This window comes from Streptomyces xiamenensis, assembly GCF_000993785.3.
GTDB lineage: Bacteria > Actinomycetota > Actinomycetes > Streptomycetales > Streptomycetaceae > Streptomyces > Streptomyces xiamenensis.
In genome coordinates this window covers 431042-448989 of record NZ_CP009922.3, presented here as the reverse complement: position 1 = coordinate 448989, position 17948 = coordinate 431042, and the positions used below count along the sequence as shown (strand labels likewise).

Genomic DNA, 17948 nt, shown 5'->3' with positions numbered 1-17948 from the left:
GTGGGTGGCGGCCGGGGCGCTCTGCCCCGGCCGCCACCCAGCTCATCGCAGCCGCTCCAGCGTCGCAGCGGCGATCCCGCTCGCTCACCAGGAGCCGCGTCACCCATGCCACAGCCACACCCCGACCACCCCGCGTACCCCGTCGGACTGCGGCTGACCGGTCGCCTGGTCCTGGTGCTCGGCGGCGGCACCGTCGCCCAGCGCCGACTGCCCGCCCTGCTGGCCGCGGGAGCCGACATCCGACTGATCGCCCCCGCCGTCACCCCCTCCGTCCAGGCCATGGCCGAGGCCGGCGAACTGCGCTGGGAGCGGCGCGGATACCGGCCCGGTGACCTGGCCGACGCCTGGTACGCGCTGGTCGCCACCGACGACCCCGAGGTGAACGCCGCCGCCTCCGCCGAGGCCGAGCGCGCCCGGGTGTGGTGCGTCCGCAGCGACGACGCAGGCGCCGCCACCGCCTGGACCCCGGCCACCGGCCGCAGCGAGGGCGTCACCGTCGCCGTGCTCACCGGCCGTGACCCGCGCCGTTCCGCCGCCGTACGGGACGCCGTCGTCGAAGGGCTGCGCGAGGGCACCCTGGCCGCGCCCAGGCACCGGACCCGCACGCCCGGGGTGGCACTGGTCGGCGGCGGCCCCGGTGACCCCGACCTGATCACCGTGCGCGGCCGCCGCCTGCTGGCCGAGGCCGACGTGGTGGTCGCCGACCGGCTCGGGCCGCGCGACCTGCTGGACGAACTGCCCGCCCACGTCGAGGTCATCGACGCCGCCAAGATCCCCTACGGCCGGGCCATGGCCCAGGAGGCCATCAACGGGACGCTCATCGAGCACGCCAGGGCCGGGAAGTCCGTGGTGCGGCTCAAGGGCGGAGACCCGTACGTCTTCGGCCGGGGCATGGAGGAGGCCACGGCACTGGCGGAGGCCGGCATCCCGGTCACCATGGTCCCCGGGGTCACCAGCGCCATCAGCGTGCCCGGCGCGGCCGGCATCCCGGTCACCCACCGCGGTGTCGCACACGAGTTCACGGTGGTCAGCGGCCACCTGGCGCCGGACCACCCCAAGTCGCTGGTGGACTGGGCGGGTCTCGCCCGGCTGCGCGGCACTCTCGTGCTGCTGATGGCGGTCGAACGGATGCCCGCGATCGCCGCCACCCTGATCGGGCACGGCCGGGACCCGCGTACCCCGGTGGCGGTGATCCAGGACGGCACCACCGCCGCCCAGCGGCGCGTCGACGCCACCTTGCAGACGGCCGCCGACCGCATCGCCGCCACCGGCGTCCGGCCGCCCGCCGTGATCGTCGTCGGCGATGTGGTGACCGTCGCGGAGCACCCGGAGGAGACCCCGTGACCGTGCCGCTGATCCCCGTCACCGACCCCGCCGACCCCCGGCTCACCGACTACACGGCGCTGACCGACGTCGCCCTGCGCCGCCGCCGGGAACCCGCCGAGGGGCTGTTCATGGCGGAGGGCGAGAAGGTCGTCCGCCGCGCCCTGGCGGCCGGCTACCCGATGCGCTCGATGCTGCTCACCGAAAAGTGGGCCGAGGCACTGGGCGATGTCATCACCTCCTGCGGCGCCCCCGTGTACGTCGTCACGCCCGAACTGGCCGAACAGGTCACCGGCTACCACGTCCACCGCGGCGCCCTGGCCTCCCTGCACCGGCTGCCGCTGCCGGACCCGGCGGACCTGCTGGCCCGCTCCCGCCGGGTCGCGGTGGTGGAGGCCGTCAACGACCACACCAACATCGGCGCGATCTTCCGGGGCGCGGCCGCCCTGGGCATGGACGCCGTCCTGCTGTCACCGGACAGCGCCGATCCGCTCTACCGGCGTTCGGTCAAGGTGTCGATGGGCGCGGTGTTCTCCCTGCCGTACGCGCGGCTCGCCCAGTGGCCGCACAGCCTCACCGGGGTGCGCGAGGCCGGGTTCCGGCTGCTGGCGCTCACCCCCGACGCGCGGGCGGTGGAGCTGGCCGACGCCCTCCGCCGGGAGGAGCCGGCGGAGCGGGTCGCGCTCCTGCTCGGCGCGGAGGGCGACGGTCTCACTCCGCGCGCCCTGGCCGCTGCCGACACCTGGGTACGCATTCCGATGGCGCACGGGGTGGACTCGCTGAACGTGGCCGCTGCCGCCGCCGTTGCCTTCTACGCCGTCGCCACCTCCCGGCCGCCTCAGACCGGGCCCTGACAGCCCTGGGCCGCCGCGATGCCCAGCGCCACCAGCAGCGTCACCACCACGAACACGATCAGCCGCTGCCGCAGCAGCCCGCGGTCCACCCCGCGCCGTACCGGCGCGGGTGCGGGCCTCCGGGCGGCGGGCCGCGGGACGGGGGAGGGGCGCGGGCCCGGGGCGGCGGGCTCCGGGCGGGCGGTACGGGCCTGCTGCGGCGGTGCGGCGGGCGCGGGCACCGCGGGGCGGGGCCTGGGGCGCGGGGCCAGGGCCGTGCCGCGTGCCTCGCGGGCGGCGATCTCCTTCAGCCGGCTCGCGAGCTGAAGCGTGCTGGGCCGTTCCTGCGGGGCCTTGGCCAGGCACGCGCGCAGCAAAGGCGCCAGCGCCGAGGGGGTGCCGCGCAGGATCGGCTCCTCGTGCACCACCCGGTAGAGCATCACCTCCGAACTGCCCTGCCCGAACGGTGAGTCGCCCAGCGTGGCGTACGCCAGGGTGGCGCCCAGCGAGAACACGTCGGTGCCCGGGGTGACGGCCGCCCCCCGTACCTGCTCGGGTGCCAGGAAGCCGGGTGAGCCCACGGCCGTGCCCACGTGGGTGAGGGTGGAGGCGCCGGTGGCCCAGGCGATGCCGAAGTCGATGATGCGCGGACCCTTGGGCGACAGCAGGATGTTGGACGGCTTCAGGTCCCGGTGCACCACCCCGGCCTCGTGCACGGCGACCAGACCCTCGGCGAGCGAGGCGCCGATCGCGGCCGTCTCGGCGGCCGACAGCGGGCCCTGTTCGGCGACCTTGTCGTGCAGCGAGGGCCCCGGCACGTACTGGGTCGCGAACCAGGGACGCGAGGCGTCCAGATCGGCGGCCACCAGACGGGCCGTACACCCCCCTCTGATGCGGCGCACCGCCGACACCTCGCGGGCGAACCGGGCCCGGAACTCGTGGTCCTCGGCGAGATCGGGCCGGATCACCTTGAGCGCCACCCGCTGCCCGCGCCGGTCCGAGCCGAGGTACACCACCCCCATGCCCCCCGCGCCCAGCCGGCGGTGGAGCCGGAACGCCCCCATGACCCGCGGGTCCTCGCGCCGGAGCCGCATCATCGCCATCTCTACCTCGCAGCCCGGTTCTTGTGCTGTTCAACAGCCGTCGCACAGCTTACGGACTGGGCGGCCACAACGCCGAGAAGGGCGTGCGGTGCGCGGGTCCCCTGGGGGAAACCCCTGGTGAATCCCACCTCTCGTCCACCCTGGGGAGTAGCCCCCGGGGCCTCGCGTCATCCCCTGGGAGGCCACGGGTTCAATACGCCGGGCTGACGCCGGGACGGGGGCCGCCGCCTAGTGTTGAGGTCAAGCGGCGGGCGCAGCACTCGTCCCCCGAGGTCACCCGCCCGCCGCTTGCCAACAACTCGACGGGAGTGGACAGATGACGCAGCTGACCGGCGGTTCGCCCAGGGCGGCACGGCGTCATCCGCTGATCGCGGTGGCCATGGTGCTGCCGCTGGCCATCACACTCGCGGTCGTGATCGGCGGCGTCGATGCCGTCGTGACACAGGCGTCGTCCGTGGCCGGACTTCTGGGGCGCTGAACAGCGCTCCGGACCCGGGAGAGCGGCCCGGGTCGGGGACACCGGCCAACACCCCGTGGGGACGGGGGTCAGGCGGACGGCATGTGTGCCCGGGCAGCTGGGGAGCTGCCCGGGCACCGCGTACGTACACAGCCCAAGGGGCACAGACGAAGGGCCGGGAAGCCGTGCGGCTTCCCGGCCCTTGCCGGTGGTGGACGATACTGGGATTGAACCAGTGACCTCTTCCGTGTCAGGGAAGCGCTCTCCCGCTGAGCTAATCGTCCGTGTGACGCTGATCTCGCGTGCGCGATACTGGGATTGAACCAGTGACCTCTTCCGTGTCAGGGAAGCGCTCTCCCGCTGAGCTAATCGCGCGGGAAGGCCCGTTAAGGACCCAGTGGACGATACTGGGATTGAACCAGTGACCTCTTCCGTGTCAGGGAAGCGCTCTCCCGCTGAGCTAATCGTCCGAGGTGGAGACGGGATTTGAACCCGTGTAGACGGCTTTGCAGGCCGTTGCCTCGCCTCTCGGCCACTCCACCGGAGGGGGCCAGGCCCCCTTCGAGCGGACGACGAGACTCGAACTCGCGACATCCACCTTGGCAAGGTGGTGCTCTACCAACTGAGCTACGTCCGCAGTGTGTATGCCCCCCTGGAGGCTTGTGCTCCCTGGTGACGTCATGAACTCTAGCGGATCCGCGGGCCAGCTCAAACTCGGTGGGGCCCGTATCCGCGGCCTAGACTCGCACATGTGCACGACTTCGCTCCGCTTGCCCGCCTCGGCGGGTATCTGGCCACCGACCTGCGGGACGTCACCCGCGACCCCGCCGCCCTGGACTCCACCGGCTGGTGGGCGGTGGTCGCCGACTACGAGGGCGGCCCGCTGTGCGCCCGTTTCGGACAGGTGCGCCGCGCCCCCGCCCTCCCGGTCAGGACCGGCCGCTGGCGCGGCCCGGACCCCAGGAGCTGGCACACCTCCCTGGACCGCGCCGCCTACACCGCTGCCGTCCGGCGCATCCGCGAGCACATCGCGGCCGGCGAGGTCTATCAGGCCAACCTCTGCCGGGTCCTGACCGCCCCGCTGCCCGACCCGTCCGCCGCCGACATCGACGCCCTGACCGCGCTGCTGGCCCGCGGCAACCCCGCCCCGTACGCCGGCACCGTCCGGCTGCCCGGACACGGCGTGGAGATCGCCACCGCCTCCCCGGAGCTGTATCTGCGCCGCCGTGGCCACACCGTGGAATCCGGCCCGATCAAGGGCACCGGCCGCACGGCCGCCGACCTGCTGCCCAAGGACCACGCCGAGAACGTGATGATCGTGGACCTCGTCCGCAACGACCTGGGCCGGGTCTGCGCCACCGGCAGCGTCACCGTGCCCGAACTGTGTGTCACCGAGCCCCATCCCGGACTCGTCCACCTCGTCTCCACCGTCCGCGGCGAACTCGCCCCCGGCACCGGCTGGGCCCACCTGCTCGCCGCGACCTTCCCGCCCGGCTCGGTCACCGGCGCGCCCAAGCCCAGCGCCCTGAAGATCATCGAGACACTGGAACGTGCCCCCCGCGGCCCGTACTGCGGCGGCATCGGCTGGGTCGACGCCGATCGCGGTACGGGCGAGCTGGCGGTGGGCATCCGCACCTTCTGGACCGACCGCACCGGCGGCCCTCCGGTGCTGCGCTTCGGCACCGGCGCGGGTATCACCTGGGGGTCGGACCCCGAGCGGGAATGGGCGGAGACCGAACTCAAGGCCGAACGGCTGCTCACGGTAGCGTCGGGCACCACGCACGAGACAGGAGAACGACACCATGGCGCTGATCTGGCTGGACGGTGAGCTGCGGGACGCCGACAGCGCGAAGGTCTCCGTCTTCGACCACGGACTCACGGTCGGCGACGGAGTCTTCGAGACGCTGAAGACCGAGCACGGGCGCCCCTTCGCGATGAGCCGCCACCTCGACCGGCTCGCGGCCTCCGCCGCCGGACTCGGGCTGCCCGAGCCCGACCGCGACGAGGTGCGCCGCGCCTGCCGGGCGGTACTGGACAACAGCGAGCCGGTGCCCTTCGGCCGGCTGCGCATCACCTACACCGGCGGCACCTCCCCGCTGGGCTCCGACCGCGGCGACGCACCGCCCACCCTGCTGATCGCGCACGCCGAGACGGCCCGCCGGCCCGCCACCACCGCCGTCATCACCGTGCCCTGGACCCGCAACGAGCGCGGCGCGCTGGCCGGGCTCAAGTCCACCTCCTACGCCGAGAACGTCATCGCCCTGGCCCGCGCCCACCAGCAGGCCGCCTCCGAGGCGCTGTTCGCCAACACCACCGGCGCCCTGTGCGAGGGAACCGGCACCAATGTCTTCGTAGTCCTCGACGGCGAACTGCACACCCCGCCGCTGGCCTCCGGCTGTCTGGCCGGCATCACCCGGGCCCTGGTGGTCGAATGGGCCGGCGCCAAGGAGACCGAACTGCCGATGGACGTGCTCCAGCGGGCCGACGAGATCTTCCTCACCTCCTCCACCCGCGACGTGCAGGCCGTGCGCCGCGTCGACGACCGCGAACTGCCCGGTGCCCCGGGCCCCGTGACCGCCGAGGCGCTGCGCGTCTTCCAGGCCCGCTCCGCGGCCGACATCGACCCCTGAAAGGCGAGATGACCACCACCGTGCGGCCCAACGGGCCCGAGGAGCGCTCCGCCCATGGCGGCCGGACCCGTGGCTACGACATACGCGTCAACTCCCGCCCGGTGGGCGGCCTGCGGCTGACCCGTGTCCCCGGATACGGGCCGGCCGCGGGCCGCATCGAGGAGCTGGGCATCGCGGCGCCGCAGGACCGCCGCCGCGGGCGGGCCACGGTGGCCGCCCTGGCCGCGGAGGAGATCCTGCGCGGCTGGGGCTGCGTACGGGCCGAGGTGGACATCCCGGCCGAAGCCGCCCCGGCGCTCGGGCTGTTCACGGCGCTGGGCTACACCGAACGCAACCGCTGGCTGGCCAAGAGACCGGCCGACCAGCCGCCGCCGCTCCCGGCGGGCAGCGGGTTCCGGCCGATGGGGGAGCGGGAGTACGCGGCCTGGCACGCGGCGGAGCGGGAGCGGCTCGCCGCCGCGCGGCGCGCGCAGGGTGCCGGGCCCGAGGACGCGGCCGCCCACGCCGACACCCTGCTCGCGGCACAACTGCCACAGGGCCACCGCACCGAGGGCGCCGTGCTGCGCGTACTCAGCCACCACGGCACCGACGTGGGCACCCTGTGGCTGACGACGGGCCCCGGACGGCTGCCGTACGGCGCGGACGGCTACGTGTACGCGGTGGAGGTCGCCGAGGCGCACCGGGGGCAGGGGCACGGCCGTGCGCTGCTGCGGGAGGCCGAGCGCCGCACCGCCGCCGCCGGCGGCGAACTGCTGGGCCTGAGCGTCCTCACCGACAACACCCCCGCCCGCCGGCTCTACGACTCCCTCGGCTACCGCCCGGTGGCCCTGCGGCTGCACAAGCCGCTGCTCTGACCGCGTGGGGTGCCGGGACGGGTGCCTGGGGCGCTCAGGCCCGGTCGAGCTCCTCCTGGGCGATCTCGCCGATCCGCTCCAGCAGACCGTCCTGGCTCGCGCCGCCGTCCAGCCGCTGCCCGGCGATCACGTAGCTGGGGGTGCCGCGCACCCCCAGCGCCTGGCCCTCGGCCTGGTCGGCGTCCACGGCCAGCAGGTGGCGGCCGTCGATCAGCGCGGTCTCGATCTCCTCGGCGTCCACCCCGGTGGCCCGCGCCACCTCGCCCAGCACCGGCTCCCCGCGTTCGCGCAGCTCCGCCGTGCGCTCCAGCAGCGCCGTCCAGTACGCGTCGCCCCGGCCCTGCGCGTACGCCTCCTCGGCGGCCTGGGCGGCGGCCTGCGCGTGCCGGTGGCCCGGCAGCGGGAAGTGCCGCCGCCTGATCTCCAGCCGGTCGCCGAACCGCTCGCGCAGGGCCCGCAGGTCGCTCTCGGCGCGGTGGCAGTCGGGGCACTGGAGGTCGCACCACACGTCGAGCACGACGGTGCGGCCGGTTGCTTCGCTCATGCCCCCAGTCTTCCAGCCGGGCCGCCGTGGCCCGCCGCTACCCCGAATTGTCCCTGATCCCCCCGCTGCGGCCATGGCCTCCGGGGGCGGCGCCAGGCAGGATGGAAGGATGCTGATCGGAACATTCTGCACCCTGCTGACCGCCGCCGGCCTCGGTGTGGCCTTTCTGGTGGCCAAGCGCCGCCGCTACGCTACCGCGCTGCGGGTGGCGGCCTTCTCGCTGCTGCCCCTGGGGCTCGCCATGACGGGTGTGGTGCGGTTCGTGCTCAACATGACCTTCAACCCGGTCGCCTGGGCGGGCCTGGGCGTCATCGGTCTCGCCGTGCTGATCTTCTTCGTCGCCGGGTTCGCGGACCGCCGCGGGGGCGGCGGTGCGGGACAGGCCGCGGCCGAGCCGGCCGCGCAGGCCCCCGCGCTGCCCGCCGAGCGTGGCCGTGCCGCCGCCGCGGCGCCCGCCGACGACTTCTCGGACATCGAGGCCATCCTGAAGAAGCACGGCATATGACCAGACCCTCGAAATAGCGAATCCCCGCTCATATGAGGTGTGTTGATCGCGGAGGGGGCGTCCGCTGCGTCATGATCACCGCGACATGGCGCACTTCACCGGGGAGCAGCACGCTCCCGATCCCCCGATCCGGCCCGACACGGCCGACCGTCCCGCCCCTGACCCCGGTGATCCGGAGGCCAGGGGCTGCCTGTTCGCGCTCTCGCAGCCGCCGCTGATCCTCTTCCTCACGGTGATCGGCGTGCTGCTGCTCGTCTCGGGGGTCTATGACCGGTTCTGGTTGTGACGGGGGGCGTCGACCGCCCTCCGGCCCGCCCTCCGGCCGGGGGAGGGTCAGCTGCCGCTGTGCGCCGCCGAGCGCCGCTGCCGGGCCCGGTAGGCGGCCACGTGCAGCCGGTTCCCGCAGGTCCTGCTGTCGCAGTAACGGCGTGAACGGTTGCGGGACAGGTCCACGAAGGCCCGGCGGCAATCCGGCGCGTCACAGCGCCGCAGCCGCTCCCGTTCCCCGGCGACCAGGAAGAAACTCAGCGCCATCCCGCAGTCCGCGGAGAGATGATCGGCGACCGAGGCGCCCGGCGCGAAGTAGTGCACGTGCCAGTCGTGGCCGTCGTGGTCGGTCAGCTGGGGGGTGGTGCCGGCCTTCGCGACCATCGCGTTGATCAGCTCGGCGGCCTCCCGGTCCGTTCCCGCCGCGAACACCGCCGCGAACAGCTCGCGCACCCGGCGCACCCCCGCCAGGTCCGCCTCGCTCAGGGCTCCCACCTGGACGCCGCTCAGATCGTGGGACTCGACGTAGGAGCGCAGCTGCTCCACGGTGCTCAGCGCGTCCGGCGAGCCGTCGCCGAGGGCGGTGTTCAGCAGATCCACGGTATGGGTGAGCGCACACCGGGTGTCGTGGTTGATCAGCAAGGCCGTCTCCCGGTGGGGTCAGGGGCGGGGGCCCGCCCTCCCTGGCGTTCCTGCCCCCGGACTTTAGCCGCTCGGTGACACGACAGCGCCGCCGCGTGGTCCGCGACGGCGCTGCGCGCTGTGTGCGACGCCGGCCCCGCGCCGTCGCCCCGAGTCGGACGGCGCGGAGAACCGGCGGGTCTCTAGCTCTCCGCGAGAATGTGCGAGAGCTCGGTGTCGAGGTCGAAGTGGCGGTGCTCCGTGCCCGGCGGGACGGCGGCGTCGGTGCGCTTGAGGAAGGATTCCAGGGCCCGGGCGGGGGCCTCAAGCAGTGCTTCGCCCTCCGGGGAGCTGAGTGCGATGCACACGACCCCCTGGCCATGACTGCGGGAGGGCCACACCCTGACGTCTCCCGTCCCGGTGGGCCGGTGCAGCCCCTCGGCCAGGAGATCGCGGGCGAAAACCCACTCGACGGTTTCTTCGGCTCCGGTGTGAAATGTGGCGTGTACGGCGTAGGGGTCCGCCGTGTCATACCGCAGCCCCGCGGGTACAGGCAGTGAGGACTCGCTCGATACAACGAGGCGCAGGTGCAGCTCGCAGCTGACCGTGGTGTTCATAAGCGCCAGGGCCTTTCGCTCAGTGTGCGCTCGGGGATTCGCACGTCGGCGAATTCGACATGCCACGTACGCGCCGGTTGTAAACCCCTCTGTCCTATTTGCGATGCTTGACATCATTCGAATGGGTGAGTGCCATTTTGTGCACAGTCGGCTACAGAGAGCGCCGCCCCTGTCAACGAGTGATGCGCCATCCGGTGACGCCCGCCGCGCTCCGCCCCGCACTCCGGCCGGCGGCGAGGGCCCGGTCGCCCGCCGGGAGTTCATTTGGTTCTGGGGCGCTGAGCTGTGTATGGTTCTTCTCGTGCCGAGGGGAACAGCCCGAAAGCACCAGCCCAGGGCGATTAGCTCAGCGGGAGAGCGCTTCGTTCACACCGAAGAGGTCACTGGTTCGATCCCAGTATCGCCCACGCCCTGGGAAGGCCGGTCCGTCAAGGACCGGCCTTCTTGCGTTGGTTGGCCGGGCTGCGCGCTCCGGCCCCGCAACCGTTTCGCGGCCGGGCCAGCCCGCTCGGTACCATGCGAAACCGCAGCGAGCGCTGCGCATCGAGCAGCCGCCAACGTCAGGAGAGACCGGTGTCAGACGTCCGTGTGATCATCCAACGCGATTCCGAGCGGGAAGAGCGCGTGGTGACCACGGGCACCACGGCCGCCGCCCTCTTCGAGGGGCAGCGCTCCGTCGTCGCCGCCCGCGTCGGCGGCGAGCTGCGCGACCTCACGCATCCGCTCGCCGACGGCGACGAGGTCGAGCCGGTCGAGCTGAGCTCGAACGACGGCCTGAACATCCTGCGGCACTCCACCGCCCACGTGCTGGCCCAGGCCGTGCAGGACCTCTTCCCCGAGGCCAAGCTGGGCATCGGCCCGCCCATCAAGGACGGCTTCTACTACGACTTCGACGTCGAGCAGCCCTTCCACCCCGAGGACCTGGGCCGCATCGAGAAGCGCATGCAGCAGATCCAGAAGCAGGGTCAGCGCTTCGCCCGCCGGGTCGTCACCGATGACGAGGCGCGCGCCGAACTCGCCGCCGAGCCCTACAAGATCGAGCTGATCGGTCTCAAGGGCTCCGCCGCCGACGCGGCCGAGGGCGCCTCCGCCGAGGTCGGCGCGGGCGAGCTCACCATCTACGACAACGTGGACGCCAAGACCGGCGAACTGTGCTGGAAGGACCTGTGCCGCGGCCCGCACCTGCCCAGCACCCGGCTGATCCCGGCCTTCAAGCTCATGCGGTCCGCCGCCGCCTACTGGCGCGGCAGCGAGCGCAACCCGCAGCTCCAGCGCATCTACGGCACCGCCTGGCCCACCAAGGACGAACTCAAGGCCCACCTGGAGTTCCTGGCCGAGGCCGAGAAGCGCGACCACCGCAGGCTCGGCTCCGAACTCGACCTGTTCTCCATCCCCGAGGAGCTCGGCTCCGGCCTCGCGGTCTTCCACCCCAAGGGCGGTGTCATCCGCAAGGTGATGGAGGACTACTCGCGCCGCAGGCACGAGGAGTCGGGGTACGAATTCGTCAATACCCCCCACATCTCCAAGGCCAAGCTGTTCGAGACCTCCGGGCATCTGCCGAACTACGCCGAGTCGATGTTCCCGCCCATGGAGTTCGAAGGGCAGGACTATTTCCTCAAGGCCATGAACTGCCCGATGCACAATCTCATCTTCCGGGCGCGCGGGCGGTCCTACCGGGAATTGCCGATGCGGCTGTTCGAGTTCGGCACCGTCTACCGCTTCGAGAAGTCCGGAGTTGTCCACGGCCTCACCCGGGCCCGCGGATTCACCCAGGACGATTCCCACATCTACTGCACCACCGAGCAGATGCCGGACGAACTGGACAGCCTGCTGACCTTCGTCCTGAACCTGCTGCGCGACTACGGCCTCAACGACTTCTACCTCGAGCTCTCCACCCGGGACGACTCCGACAAGTTCATCGGAGAGCCCGAGGAGTGGGAGGAGGCCACCGAGACGCTGCGCCAGGCCGCCGGCAAGCAGGGCCTCGAACTCGTCATGGACCCGGGCGGCGCCGCCTACTACGGCCCGAAGATCTCCGTCCAGGCCAAGGACGCCATCGGCCGTACCTGGCAGATGTCCACCATCCAGGTCGACTTCCAGCAGCCGAAGCGCTTCAACCTCGAATACACCGCCGCCGACGGCTCCCGGCAGCGGCCCGTCATGATCCACCGGGCCCTGTTCGGCTCCATCGAGCGGTTCTTCGCCGTCCTGCTGGAGCACTACGCGGGTGTCTTCCCGCCGTGGCTGGCCCCCGTCCAGGCGGTCGGCATCCCGGTCGGCGACTCCCACGTGCCTTACCTGGAGGAGTTCGCCGCCGAGGCCAAGGCCGCCGGGCTCCGGTTCGAGGTCGACACCTCTTCGGACCGGATGCAGAAGAAGATCCGCAACGCCCAGAAGGCCAAGATCCCCTTCATGGTGATCGCCGGAGACGACGACGTGGCCAACGGCGCGGTCAGCTTCCGCTACCGCGACGGCTCCCAGAAGAACGGCATCCCGCGCGCGGAGGCACTGCGCGAGATCGCCGGGGCCGTCGAGGCCCGCGTCCAGGTCTGATCGCCCGCCGGCCGGCGGTCCGGGATTACCCCGGACCGCCCGGCGGAGCCTATGCTGACCGCCTTGACCTCCTCCCCCTCGTGAAAGAACGAAGGGAATCCCAGCCCTCGCGGACCGGACCTTTCTGCTTCACAGCCCGTTGCCGTCTGGGGTTACCAGCGAAGGGACGGTGTACCGCCCACGGTCTTACACAAGCTCCACAGACCTGACTTCCCACCAGCCCGGCGGTAAGCTCGGCTGTCACGCTTCGTGGTCGACCAAGCTCTTTGAGTATGCAAGCCGCGTGTCCGCTTCTTCTCTCGCCCGAAAGCGGGGGAGCCCACGAAGGAACTCAGATGAACAGCGAGCCGGAGCAGCAGATCGGGGTGGGGACGCCGGACGCGTTCCAGCGACTGTGGACCCCCCACCGGATGGCCTACATCCAGGGCGAGGGCAAGCCGCGCGGGGACGGCGCCGGTGACGGCTGCCCCTTCTGCGTCATCCCCACCAAGAGCGACGAGGACGGGCTCGTCATCGCCCGCGGCGAGCAGGTGTACGCCGTGCTCAACCTCTATCCGTACAACGGCGGTCATCTGCTGGTGGTGCCCTACCGGCACGTCGCCGACTACACCGAGCTGACCGAGGACGAGACCGCCGAACTCGCGCTGCTGACCAAGCGCGCGATGACCGCGATCCGTACCGCCTCGGGCGCGCACGGCTTCAACATCGGGATGAACCAGGGCAGCGCGGCCGGCGCCGGCATCGCCCCGCATCTGCACCAGCACGTCGTACCCCGCTGGGGCGGCGACGCCAACTTCATGCCGGTGGTCGGGCACACCAAGGTGCTGCCCCAACTGCTCGCCGACACCAGGCGGCTGCTCGCCGCCGCCTGGCCCGCCGGCTGACCCGGCGCGGCCCGTGACGGGCCGCGCCTCACATGTTGTACTCGTCGGCCTTACGGGGCTCGGCGGCCTGCACCGCGCCGCCCAGCGCCTGCGAACGGCCCTCGAAGCGGCTGATGTCCACGCCGTTCTCCTCCAGCACCCGGAACGCCGCCGCGTGCGCCACCCGCAGCACCGGGGTGGCCGCGCGCAGCGCGTCGTCCGCCATGAAGCGGTGCCGCCACGGCTTGCCCGCCCAGGTGTGCCGCAGACCGAACGGCTCCGGCAGCGAGATGGTGCCGCCGTAGGCGTCCAGCTTGGCCGGGAACCAGGTCAGCGGGGCGCGGGCGGCCAGCCGGACCACTTCCTTGGCGTCCACCAGCGGCAGCGGCACCTTCTTCTTCTTCCAGAACTTGACCGGATCGCGGATCTCCTTGGACTTGCCGTCCGGACCCTTGCGGAAGAACCCGTGGATCGGCCCCAGCGCGTGCCCGGTGACCTCGATCCGCAGCGTGTGGTGCAGCACCGTGACGGTGATCATCATGGTGAGCACCAGCTCGCCGTCCCACAGCACGAACTGCACGCCCAGATAGTGCCGGTCCCCGCTGTCGAACTGCTGCTCGTTGCAGATCCGCTGGACCTCGAGGTTGTCGATGCCGAACGAGTCGGCGGTGTCCCCCATGGGCCGGCTGATCGCGCCGGCGCCCTCCCCTATGTGACGGACCACCCAGTGCTTGATCGACGGGGTGGGGAAGCCACCGGTGTGCAGCGGGCCGCGCTCCAGCATCCGCAACTGGTCGTGGATGGCACGGGCGACGTCCCAGGCCCGGAACGGGTCGATCTCGCGCCCCGGGTCCTTGGGCACCAGCTCCTCGGCCAGCTGCCAGCTGCCCCAGCGCACCCCCATCCCCAGAATGCCCTGCGGGCCCGCGTAGTGGACGATGTTGCTGTTCTGCTCGGCGGCCAGCTTGGCCAGGCCCACCCGCAGCCGCTCCGCCTCCTTGTCGTTGGGGTTCTGCGGAACGGCCTCGGGGATCATCGCGCCCGAGCCGCCGCCGCCCGCCAGGTCCGCCCAGTGCGCGCGCAGATTCTGCGCGGTGCGCTCGGAGATCTGCTTCGCCCAGTACCATCCGATGATGGGCGCCGGCAGCATGCTCCACACGTACAGCCGGATCGGCCCGCCCAGCGGCACCCTGATCACCAGCAGCGCGATCAGCGCGGCGATCGCCACCAGGGTGAGGGTGCCCAGGAAGCCCGCCTGCCGGCCCTGGGAGCCGGCGAACGTGCGGCGCAGCTGGAACAGCCCGAGCCATATCAGCACGCCCGGCAGGAACAGCACCCCGAAGATGCCCATGATGAGGGTCAGCCTGCGGTCCCGCTGCTTGCGGATCCGCTTGGCGGACAGCGCGTGCTCCACCACCGTTTGCGGATCGGCCCCGAAGGACTGCACCAGCGGCTTGCGGCCGTCGGCGATCATCCGGGTCTCCACGGCGCGGGTGAACGCCTCGCCCAGATTGGGCTCCAGCAGGGTGAACTTGCCCTTGTTCACCCCGGCGGCGTCGTTCGGTTCCTTGATGTCCTCGGGAGGCACATCCCGGTAGGCGACCGAGGCCAGCGCCTGGCTCATCCCCGAGTGCCCGGTGCCCGCCCCGGACAGCGGCACCTGCGCGCCCGGCGCGAAGTCGAAATCAATGCCCGCCGCGTTGCGCAGATCGTCCAGCGCCGACATCGCAAACCCCCAGTCCTCACACTTCAGCCGCCCGGGTGGCCCGTTCCCCTCCGGGAGGACCGGCACACCTGCACGCCGGGGTCAGCCTAGCGGCGCGGGGCCCCGCGCCGGGCCCACAACGGCGATTTGCGGCCCGGACGACCTCGGCGCCCTTGACAGCCCGCGGCGTGACTACGATGGGGCGGCCGGTGGCCGTTCGACCACCCGGCCCGTCACCGACCCCTGGGAAGGTCATGCTCAACAAGTACGCGCGGGCTTTCTTCACGCGTGTCCTCACGCCGTTCGCCGCGCTGCTGCTGCGGCTGCGGGTCAGCCCGGACGCCGTGACCTGCGTCGGAACCGCCGGAGTGATGGCGGGAGCACTGGCCTTCTACCCGCGCGGCGAGTTCTTCTGGGGCACGGTCGTCATCACGCTGTTCGTCTTCTCGGACCTGGTGGACGGCAACATGGCCCGCCAGCTGGGCACCTCCAGCCGGTGGGGAGCGTTCCTGGACTCCACGCTGGACCGGGTCGCCGACGCGGCGATCTTCTCCGCGCTCGCGCTGTGGTTCGCCGGCAACGGCGACGACCTGCTGCTGTGCGCGGTGACCCTGGTCTGCCTGGCCAGCGGTCAGGTGGTCTCCTACACCAAGGCCAGGGGCGAGAGCATCGGGCTGCCGGTCAAGGTCAACGGCCTGGTGGAACGCGCCGAACGGCTCACCATCACGCTGGTGCTGACGGGCCTCGCCGGTTTCGAACGCACCTTCTCCGTCCCGCACATCGGGGTGCTGCTGCCGATCGCCCTGTGGGTGGTCGCCGTCGGCTCGCTGGTCACCATCGTGCAGCGGGTGGTCACCGTACGCCGGGAGTCCGCCGAGGCGGACGCCGCGGACGCGGCCGAGGCGGCGCGGAACGGAGGGGCATGAAGCAGCGGTTGAGCGAGGCGCTCTACGGACTGGGCTGGGCCACCGTCAAACGACTGCCGGAACCGGCGGCCATGGCCCTGGGCCGGCGCGTCGCCGACACCGTGTGGCGCCGCCGCGGGCCCGCGGTGCAGCGCCTGGAGGCCAACTACGCCCGGGTGGTGCCCGACGCCTCCCCCCAGCGGCTGCGCGAGCTGTCGCGCCAGGGGATGCGCTCCTACCTGCGGTACTGGATCGAGTCCTTCCGGCTGCCGGTGTGGGGTGAGCAGCGCATCAAGGACTGCTTCTACGTGGCCGATTTCGACCTCGTCACCGACACCCTCAAGGAGGGGCGCGGCGTGGTGCTCGCGCTGCCCCACTGCGGGAACTGGGACGTGGCCGGCGCCTGGCTGGTCACCGAACTGCGCATCCCGCTGACCACGGTCGCCGAGCGGCTCAAGCCGGAGACGCTGTACGACCGTTTCGTCGCCTTCCGCGAGGGCCTGGGCATGGAGGTGGTGCCGCACACCGGCGGCTCCGCCTTCGGGATACTGTCCCGCCGGCTGCGCAAGGGCGGGGTGGTCGCGCTGGTGGCCGACCGCGATCTGTCCGCCTCCGGGGTGGAGGTCGAGTTCTTCGGCGAGCCGACCCGGATGCCGGCCGGGCCGGCGCTGCTCGCCCAGCAGACCGGGGCCGCGCTGTTCCCGGTCGAGCTGTGGTACGACGAGACCAAGGTGATAAAAGGCCGGGTCCACCCCGCCGTCGACGTCCCGGAGCAGGGCACCCGCGCCGAGCGGACCGCCGTCATGACCCAGGCGCTGGCCGACTCCTTCGCCGCCGGCATCGCCCGGCGCCCGCACGACTGGCACATGCTCCAGCGGCTGTGGCTGGCCGATCTCGAACCGCGCCCCGGCGAGGCGGGCGCCGCACAGCGGGAGGACCGCGCGGCATGAGAATCGGCATCGTCTGCCCCTACTCCTGGGATGTCCCGGGCGGGGTGCAGTTCCACATCCGCGACCTGGCCGAGCACCTGATCCGGCAGGGCCACCAGGTCTCCGTGCTGGCTCCGGCCGACGAGGACACCGTGCTGCCGCCGTACGCGGTGGCCGCCGGGCGGGCCATCCCGGTGCCGTACAACGGCTCCGTGGCCCGGCTCAACTTCGGCTTCCTGTCCGCCGCCCGGGTACGCCGCTGGGTGCACGACGGGGACTTCGACGTGCTGCACGTGCACGAGCCGGCCGCGCCCTCGCTGGCCCTGCTGACCTGCTGGGCCGCCAAGGGCCCCATCGTGGCGACCTTCCACACCTCCAACCCGCGCTCGCGGGCGATGGCCACCGCCTATCCGATCCTCCAGCCCGCGCTGGAGAAGATCAGCGCCCGGATCGCGGTCAGCGAGTACGCGCGCCGCACGCTGGTCGAGCATCTGGGCGGCGACGCCGTGCTGATCCCCAACGGGGTGGACGTCGGCTTCTTCGCCGACGCCGAGCCCAAGGCGGAGTGGCAGGGCGGGACGATCGGCTTCATCGGCCGGATCGACGAGCCCCGCAAGGGCCTGCCGGTGCTGATGCGGGCGCTGCCCAAGATCCTCGCCGAACGCCCGGAGACCCGGCTGCTGGTGGCCGGGCGGGGCGACGAGAAGGAGGCCGTGGCCTCGCTGCCCGCCGAGATGCGCTCCCAGGTGGAGTTCCTGGGCATGGTCAGCGACGAGGACAAGGCCCGGCTGCTGCGCAGCGTCGATGTGTACATCGCGCCCAACACCGGCGGCGAGTCCTTCGGGATCATCCTGGTGGAGGCGCTGTCCGCGGGGGCGCCGGTGCTGGCCAGCGATCTGGACGCGTTCGCCCAGGTGCTGGACGGCGGCGCGGCGGGGGAACTGTTCCCCAACGAGGACGCGGACGCCCTCGCCGCCACGACGCTGGCGCTGCTGGGCGACCCCGAGCGCCGGGACGCGCTGCGCGCGTACGGCAGCCGCCATGTCCGGCGTTTCGACTGGTCCACGGTCGGCAACGACATCCTGGCGGTCTACGAGACGGTCACCGCGGGCGCCGGTGCGGTCGCCCCCGACGACCGGGTCGGCCTTCTGGGGCGGCTGGGCCTGACCCGGGAGAGCAGGGAGTCCCGGGAAGGGAAGGACGGCAGGGAATCCGGGGACTCCAAGGAGTAGTCGCCTC

Annotated in this window: 18 protein-coding genes and 6 tRNA genes; 14 read left to right on the top strand and 10 right to left on the bottom strand. The window is 72.2% G+C overall.

Annotated elements, in window-relative coordinates; translation table 11 throughout:
- The first annotated feature begins 105 nt into the window (after nucleotides 1–105).
- Together cobA and SXIM_RS01975 are read left to right on the top strand one after the other, a co-directional pair.
- Nucleotides 106–1344 carry a uroporphyrinogen-III C-methyltransferase gene (gene cobA / locus SXIM_RS01980; RefSeq protein WP_046722758.1) on the top strand — a complete coding sequence of 413 codons (1239 nt, stop codon included), beginning with the start codon at nucleotides 106–108 and terminating at the stop codon, nucleotides 1342–1344.
- On the top strand, nucleotides 1341–2177 hold the full coding sequence (locus SXIM_RS01975) for a TrmH family RNA methyltransferase (protein WP_078846811.1): 837 nt from the start codon (nucleotides 1341–1343) through the stop codon (nucleotides 2175–2177). The genes cobA and SXIM_RS01975 overlap by 4 nt, the downstream gene beginning before the upstream one ends.
- Here SXIM_RS01975 and SXIM_RS01970 read toward each other — a convergent pair.
- Nucleotides 2162–3259: a serine/threonine-protein kinase gene (locus SXIM_RS01970; protein ID WP_030727225.1), complete on the bottom strand. Its 1098-nt coding sequence runs from the start codon at nucleotides 3257–3259 to the stop codon at nucleotides 2162–2164. The two genes, SXIM_RS01975 and SXIM_RS01970, sit on opposite strands and share 16 nt — an antisense overlap.
- A 316-nt stretch (nucleotides 3260–3575) precedes the next feature.
- Here SXIM_RS01970 and SXIM_RS27220 point away from each other — a divergent pair, with 316 nt between their 5' ends.
- Entirely contained in the window at nucleotides 3576–3737 is a 162-nt protein-coding gene (locus tag SXIM_RS27220; RefSeq protein ID WP_168222744.1) for a hypothetical protein, read from the top strand.
- A 188-nt stretch (nucleotides 3738–3925) separates the two neighbouring features.
- Here SXIM_RS27220 and SXIM_RS01965 read toward each other — a convergent pair.
- From SXIM_RS01965 to SXIM_RS01945, 5 genes are all read right to left on the bottom strand, one after another.
- Nucleotides 3926–4000: transfer RNA gene (locus SXIM_RS01965), tRNA-Val, on the bottom strand.
- A 19-nt stretch (nucleotides 4001–4019) separates the two neighbouring features.
- Nucleotides 4020–4091 (bottom strand) — tRNA-Val (locus SXIM_RS01960).
- A gap of 23 nt (nucleotides 4092–4114) precedes the next feature.
- Nucleotides 4115–4186: transfer RNA gene (locus SXIM_RS01955), tRNA-Val, on the bottom strand.
- Nucleotide 4187: 1 nt separating this feature from the next.
- A tRNA-Cys gene (locus SXIM_RS01950) sits at nucleotides 4188–4258 on the bottom strand.
- A gap of 22 nt (nucleotides 4259–4280) precedes the next feature.
- A tRNA-Gly gene (locus SXIM_RS01945) sits at nucleotides 4281–4353 on the bottom strand.
- 114 nt (nucleotides 4354–4467) lie between these two features.
- On the opposite strand from SXIM_RS01945, the gene SXIM_RS01940 reads away from it, so the two are divergent.
- The 3 genes from SXIM_RS01940 to SXIM_RS01930 are packed head-to-tail and all read left to right on the top strand — an operon-like array spanning nucleotide 4468 to nucleotide 7200.
- Nucleotides 4468–5544 (top strand): chorismate-binding protein, encoded by a 1077-nt coding sequence (locus SXIM_RS01940; protein ID WP_030727222.1) that lies wholly within the window; start codon nucleotides 4468–4470, stop codon nucleotides 5542–5544.
- Nucleotides 5519–6346 carry an aminotransferase class IV gene (locus SXIM_RS01935; protein ID WP_046722757.1) on the top strand — a complete coding sequence of 276 codons (828 nt, stop codon included), beginning with the start codon at nucleotides 5519–5521 and terminating at the stop codon, nucleotides 6344–6346. Before SXIM_RS01940 ends, SXIM_RS01935 begins: the two co-directional genes overlap by 26 nt.
- Before the next feature lie 8 nt (nucleotides 6347–6354).
- On the top strand, nucleotides 6355–7200 hold the full coding sequence (locus tag SXIM_RS01930; RefSeq protein WP_030727217.1) for a GNAT family N-acetyltransferase: 846 nt from the start codon (nucleotides 6355–6357) through the stop codon (nucleotides 7198–7200).
- A gap of 34 nt (nucleotides 7201–7234) precedes the next feature.
- On the opposite strand, the gene SXIM_RS01925 is transcribed toward SXIM_RS01930, so the two are convergent.
- Nucleotides 7235–7744, bottom strand: coding sequence for a DsbA family protein (locus tag SXIM_RS01925; RefSeq protein WP_030727213.1), 510 nt, complete (start codon nucleotides 7742–7744; stop codon nucleotides 7235–7237).
- A 109-nt stretch (nucleotides 7745–7853) separates the two neighbouring features.
- On the opposite strand from SXIM_RS01925, the gene SXIM_RS01920 reads away from it, so the two are divergent.
- Nucleotides 7854–8249, top strand: a complete 396-nt coding sequence (locus tag SXIM_RS01920) for a hypothetical protein (protein WP_046722756.1) — start codon at nucleotides 7854–7856, stop codon at nucleotides 8247–8249.
- Between the two features lie 85 nt (nucleotides 8250–8334).
- Nucleotides 8335–8535, top strand: a complete 201-nt coding sequence (locus tag SXIM_RS01915; RefSeq protein WP_043176912.1) for a hypothetical protein — start codon at nucleotides 8335–8337, stop codon at nucleotides 8533–8535.
- Nucleotides 8536–8582: 47 nt separating this feature from the next.
- Here SXIM_RS01915 and SXIM_RS01910 read toward each other — a convergent pair whose 3' ends face one another.
- Nucleotides 8583–9158, bottom strand: a complete 576-nt coding sequence (locus SXIM_RS01910) for a CGNR zinc finger domain-containing protein (protein WP_030727207.1) — start codon at nucleotides 9156–9158, stop codon at nucleotides 8583–8585.
- 182 nt (nucleotides 9159–9340) lie between these two features.
- The gene (locus tag SXIM_RS01905; RefSeq protein ID WP_003959770.1) at nucleotides 9341–9754 is read right to left on the bottom strand and encodes an SsgA family sporulation/cell division regulator; all 414 of its coding nucleotides are present in this window, start codon (nucleotides 9752–9754) and stop codon (nucleotides 9341–9343) included.
- 335 nt (nucleotides 9755–10089) lie between these two features.
- On the opposite strand from SXIM_RS01905, the gene SXIM_RS01900 reads away from it, so the two are divergent.
- The 3 genes from SXIM_RS01900 (at nucleotide 10090) to SXIM_RS01890 (ending at nucleotide 13191) form a co-directional block, all read left to right on the top strand.
- Nucleotides 10090–10161: transfer RNA gene (locus SXIM_RS01900), tRNA-Val, on the top strand.
- Between the two features lie 166 nt (nucleotides 10162–10327).
- A complete protein-coding gene (gene thrS, locus SXIM_RS01895) occupies nucleotides 10328–12307 on the top strand; it encodes a threonine--tRNA ligase (protein WP_030727204.1) in 1980 nt (659 codons plus the stop codon).
- A gap of 335 nt (nucleotides 12308–12642) precedes the next feature.
- Nucleotides 12643–13191 (top strand): HIT family protein, encoded by a 549-nt coding sequence (locus tag SXIM_RS01890; RefSeq protein WP_030727203.1) that lies wholly within the window; start codon nucleotides 12643–12645, stop codon nucleotides 13189–13191.
- 28 nt (nucleotides 13192–13219) lie between these two features.
- Here the strand turns inward: SXIM_RS01890 and SXIM_RS01885 are convergent, their stop codons facing one another.
- Nucleotides 13220–14896, bottom strand: a complete 1677-nt coding sequence (locus SXIM_RS01885) for a hypothetical protein (RefSeq protein WP_046722746.1) — start codon at nucleotides 14894–14896, stop codon at nucleotides 13220–13222.
- Nucleotides 14897–15129: 233 nt separating this feature from the next.
- Here SXIM_RS01885 and pgsA point away from each other — a divergent pair, with 233 nt between their 5' ends.
- Genes pgsA through SXIM_RS01870 form a run of 3 tightly spaced genes read left to right on the top strand, consistent with a single transcriptional unit; the run spans nucleotide 15130 to nucleotide 17941 of the window.
- Nucleotides 15130–15801: a phosphatidylinositol phosphate synthase gene (gene pgsA / locus SXIM_RS01880; protein WP_030727196.1), complete on the top strand. Its 672-nt coding sequence runs from the start codon at nucleotides 15130–15132 to the stop codon at nucleotides 15799–15801.
- Complete coding sequence (locus tag SXIM_RS01875; RefSeq protein WP_030727193.1) at nucleotides 15798–16730, top strand: phosphatidylinositol mannoside acyltransferase; 933 nt, start codon at nucleotides 15798–15800, stop codon at nucleotides 16728–16730. Before pgsA ends, SXIM_RS01875 begins: the two co-directional genes overlap by 4 nt.
- Entirely contained in the window at nucleotides 16727–17941 is a 1215-nt protein-coding gene (locus SXIM_RS01870) for a glycosyltransferase family 4 protein (RefSeq protein ID WP_046722745.1), read from the top strand. The genes SXIM_RS01875 and SXIM_RS01870 overlap by 4 nt, the downstream gene beginning before the upstream one ends.
- Nucleotides 17942–17948: the final 7 nt, after the last annotated feature.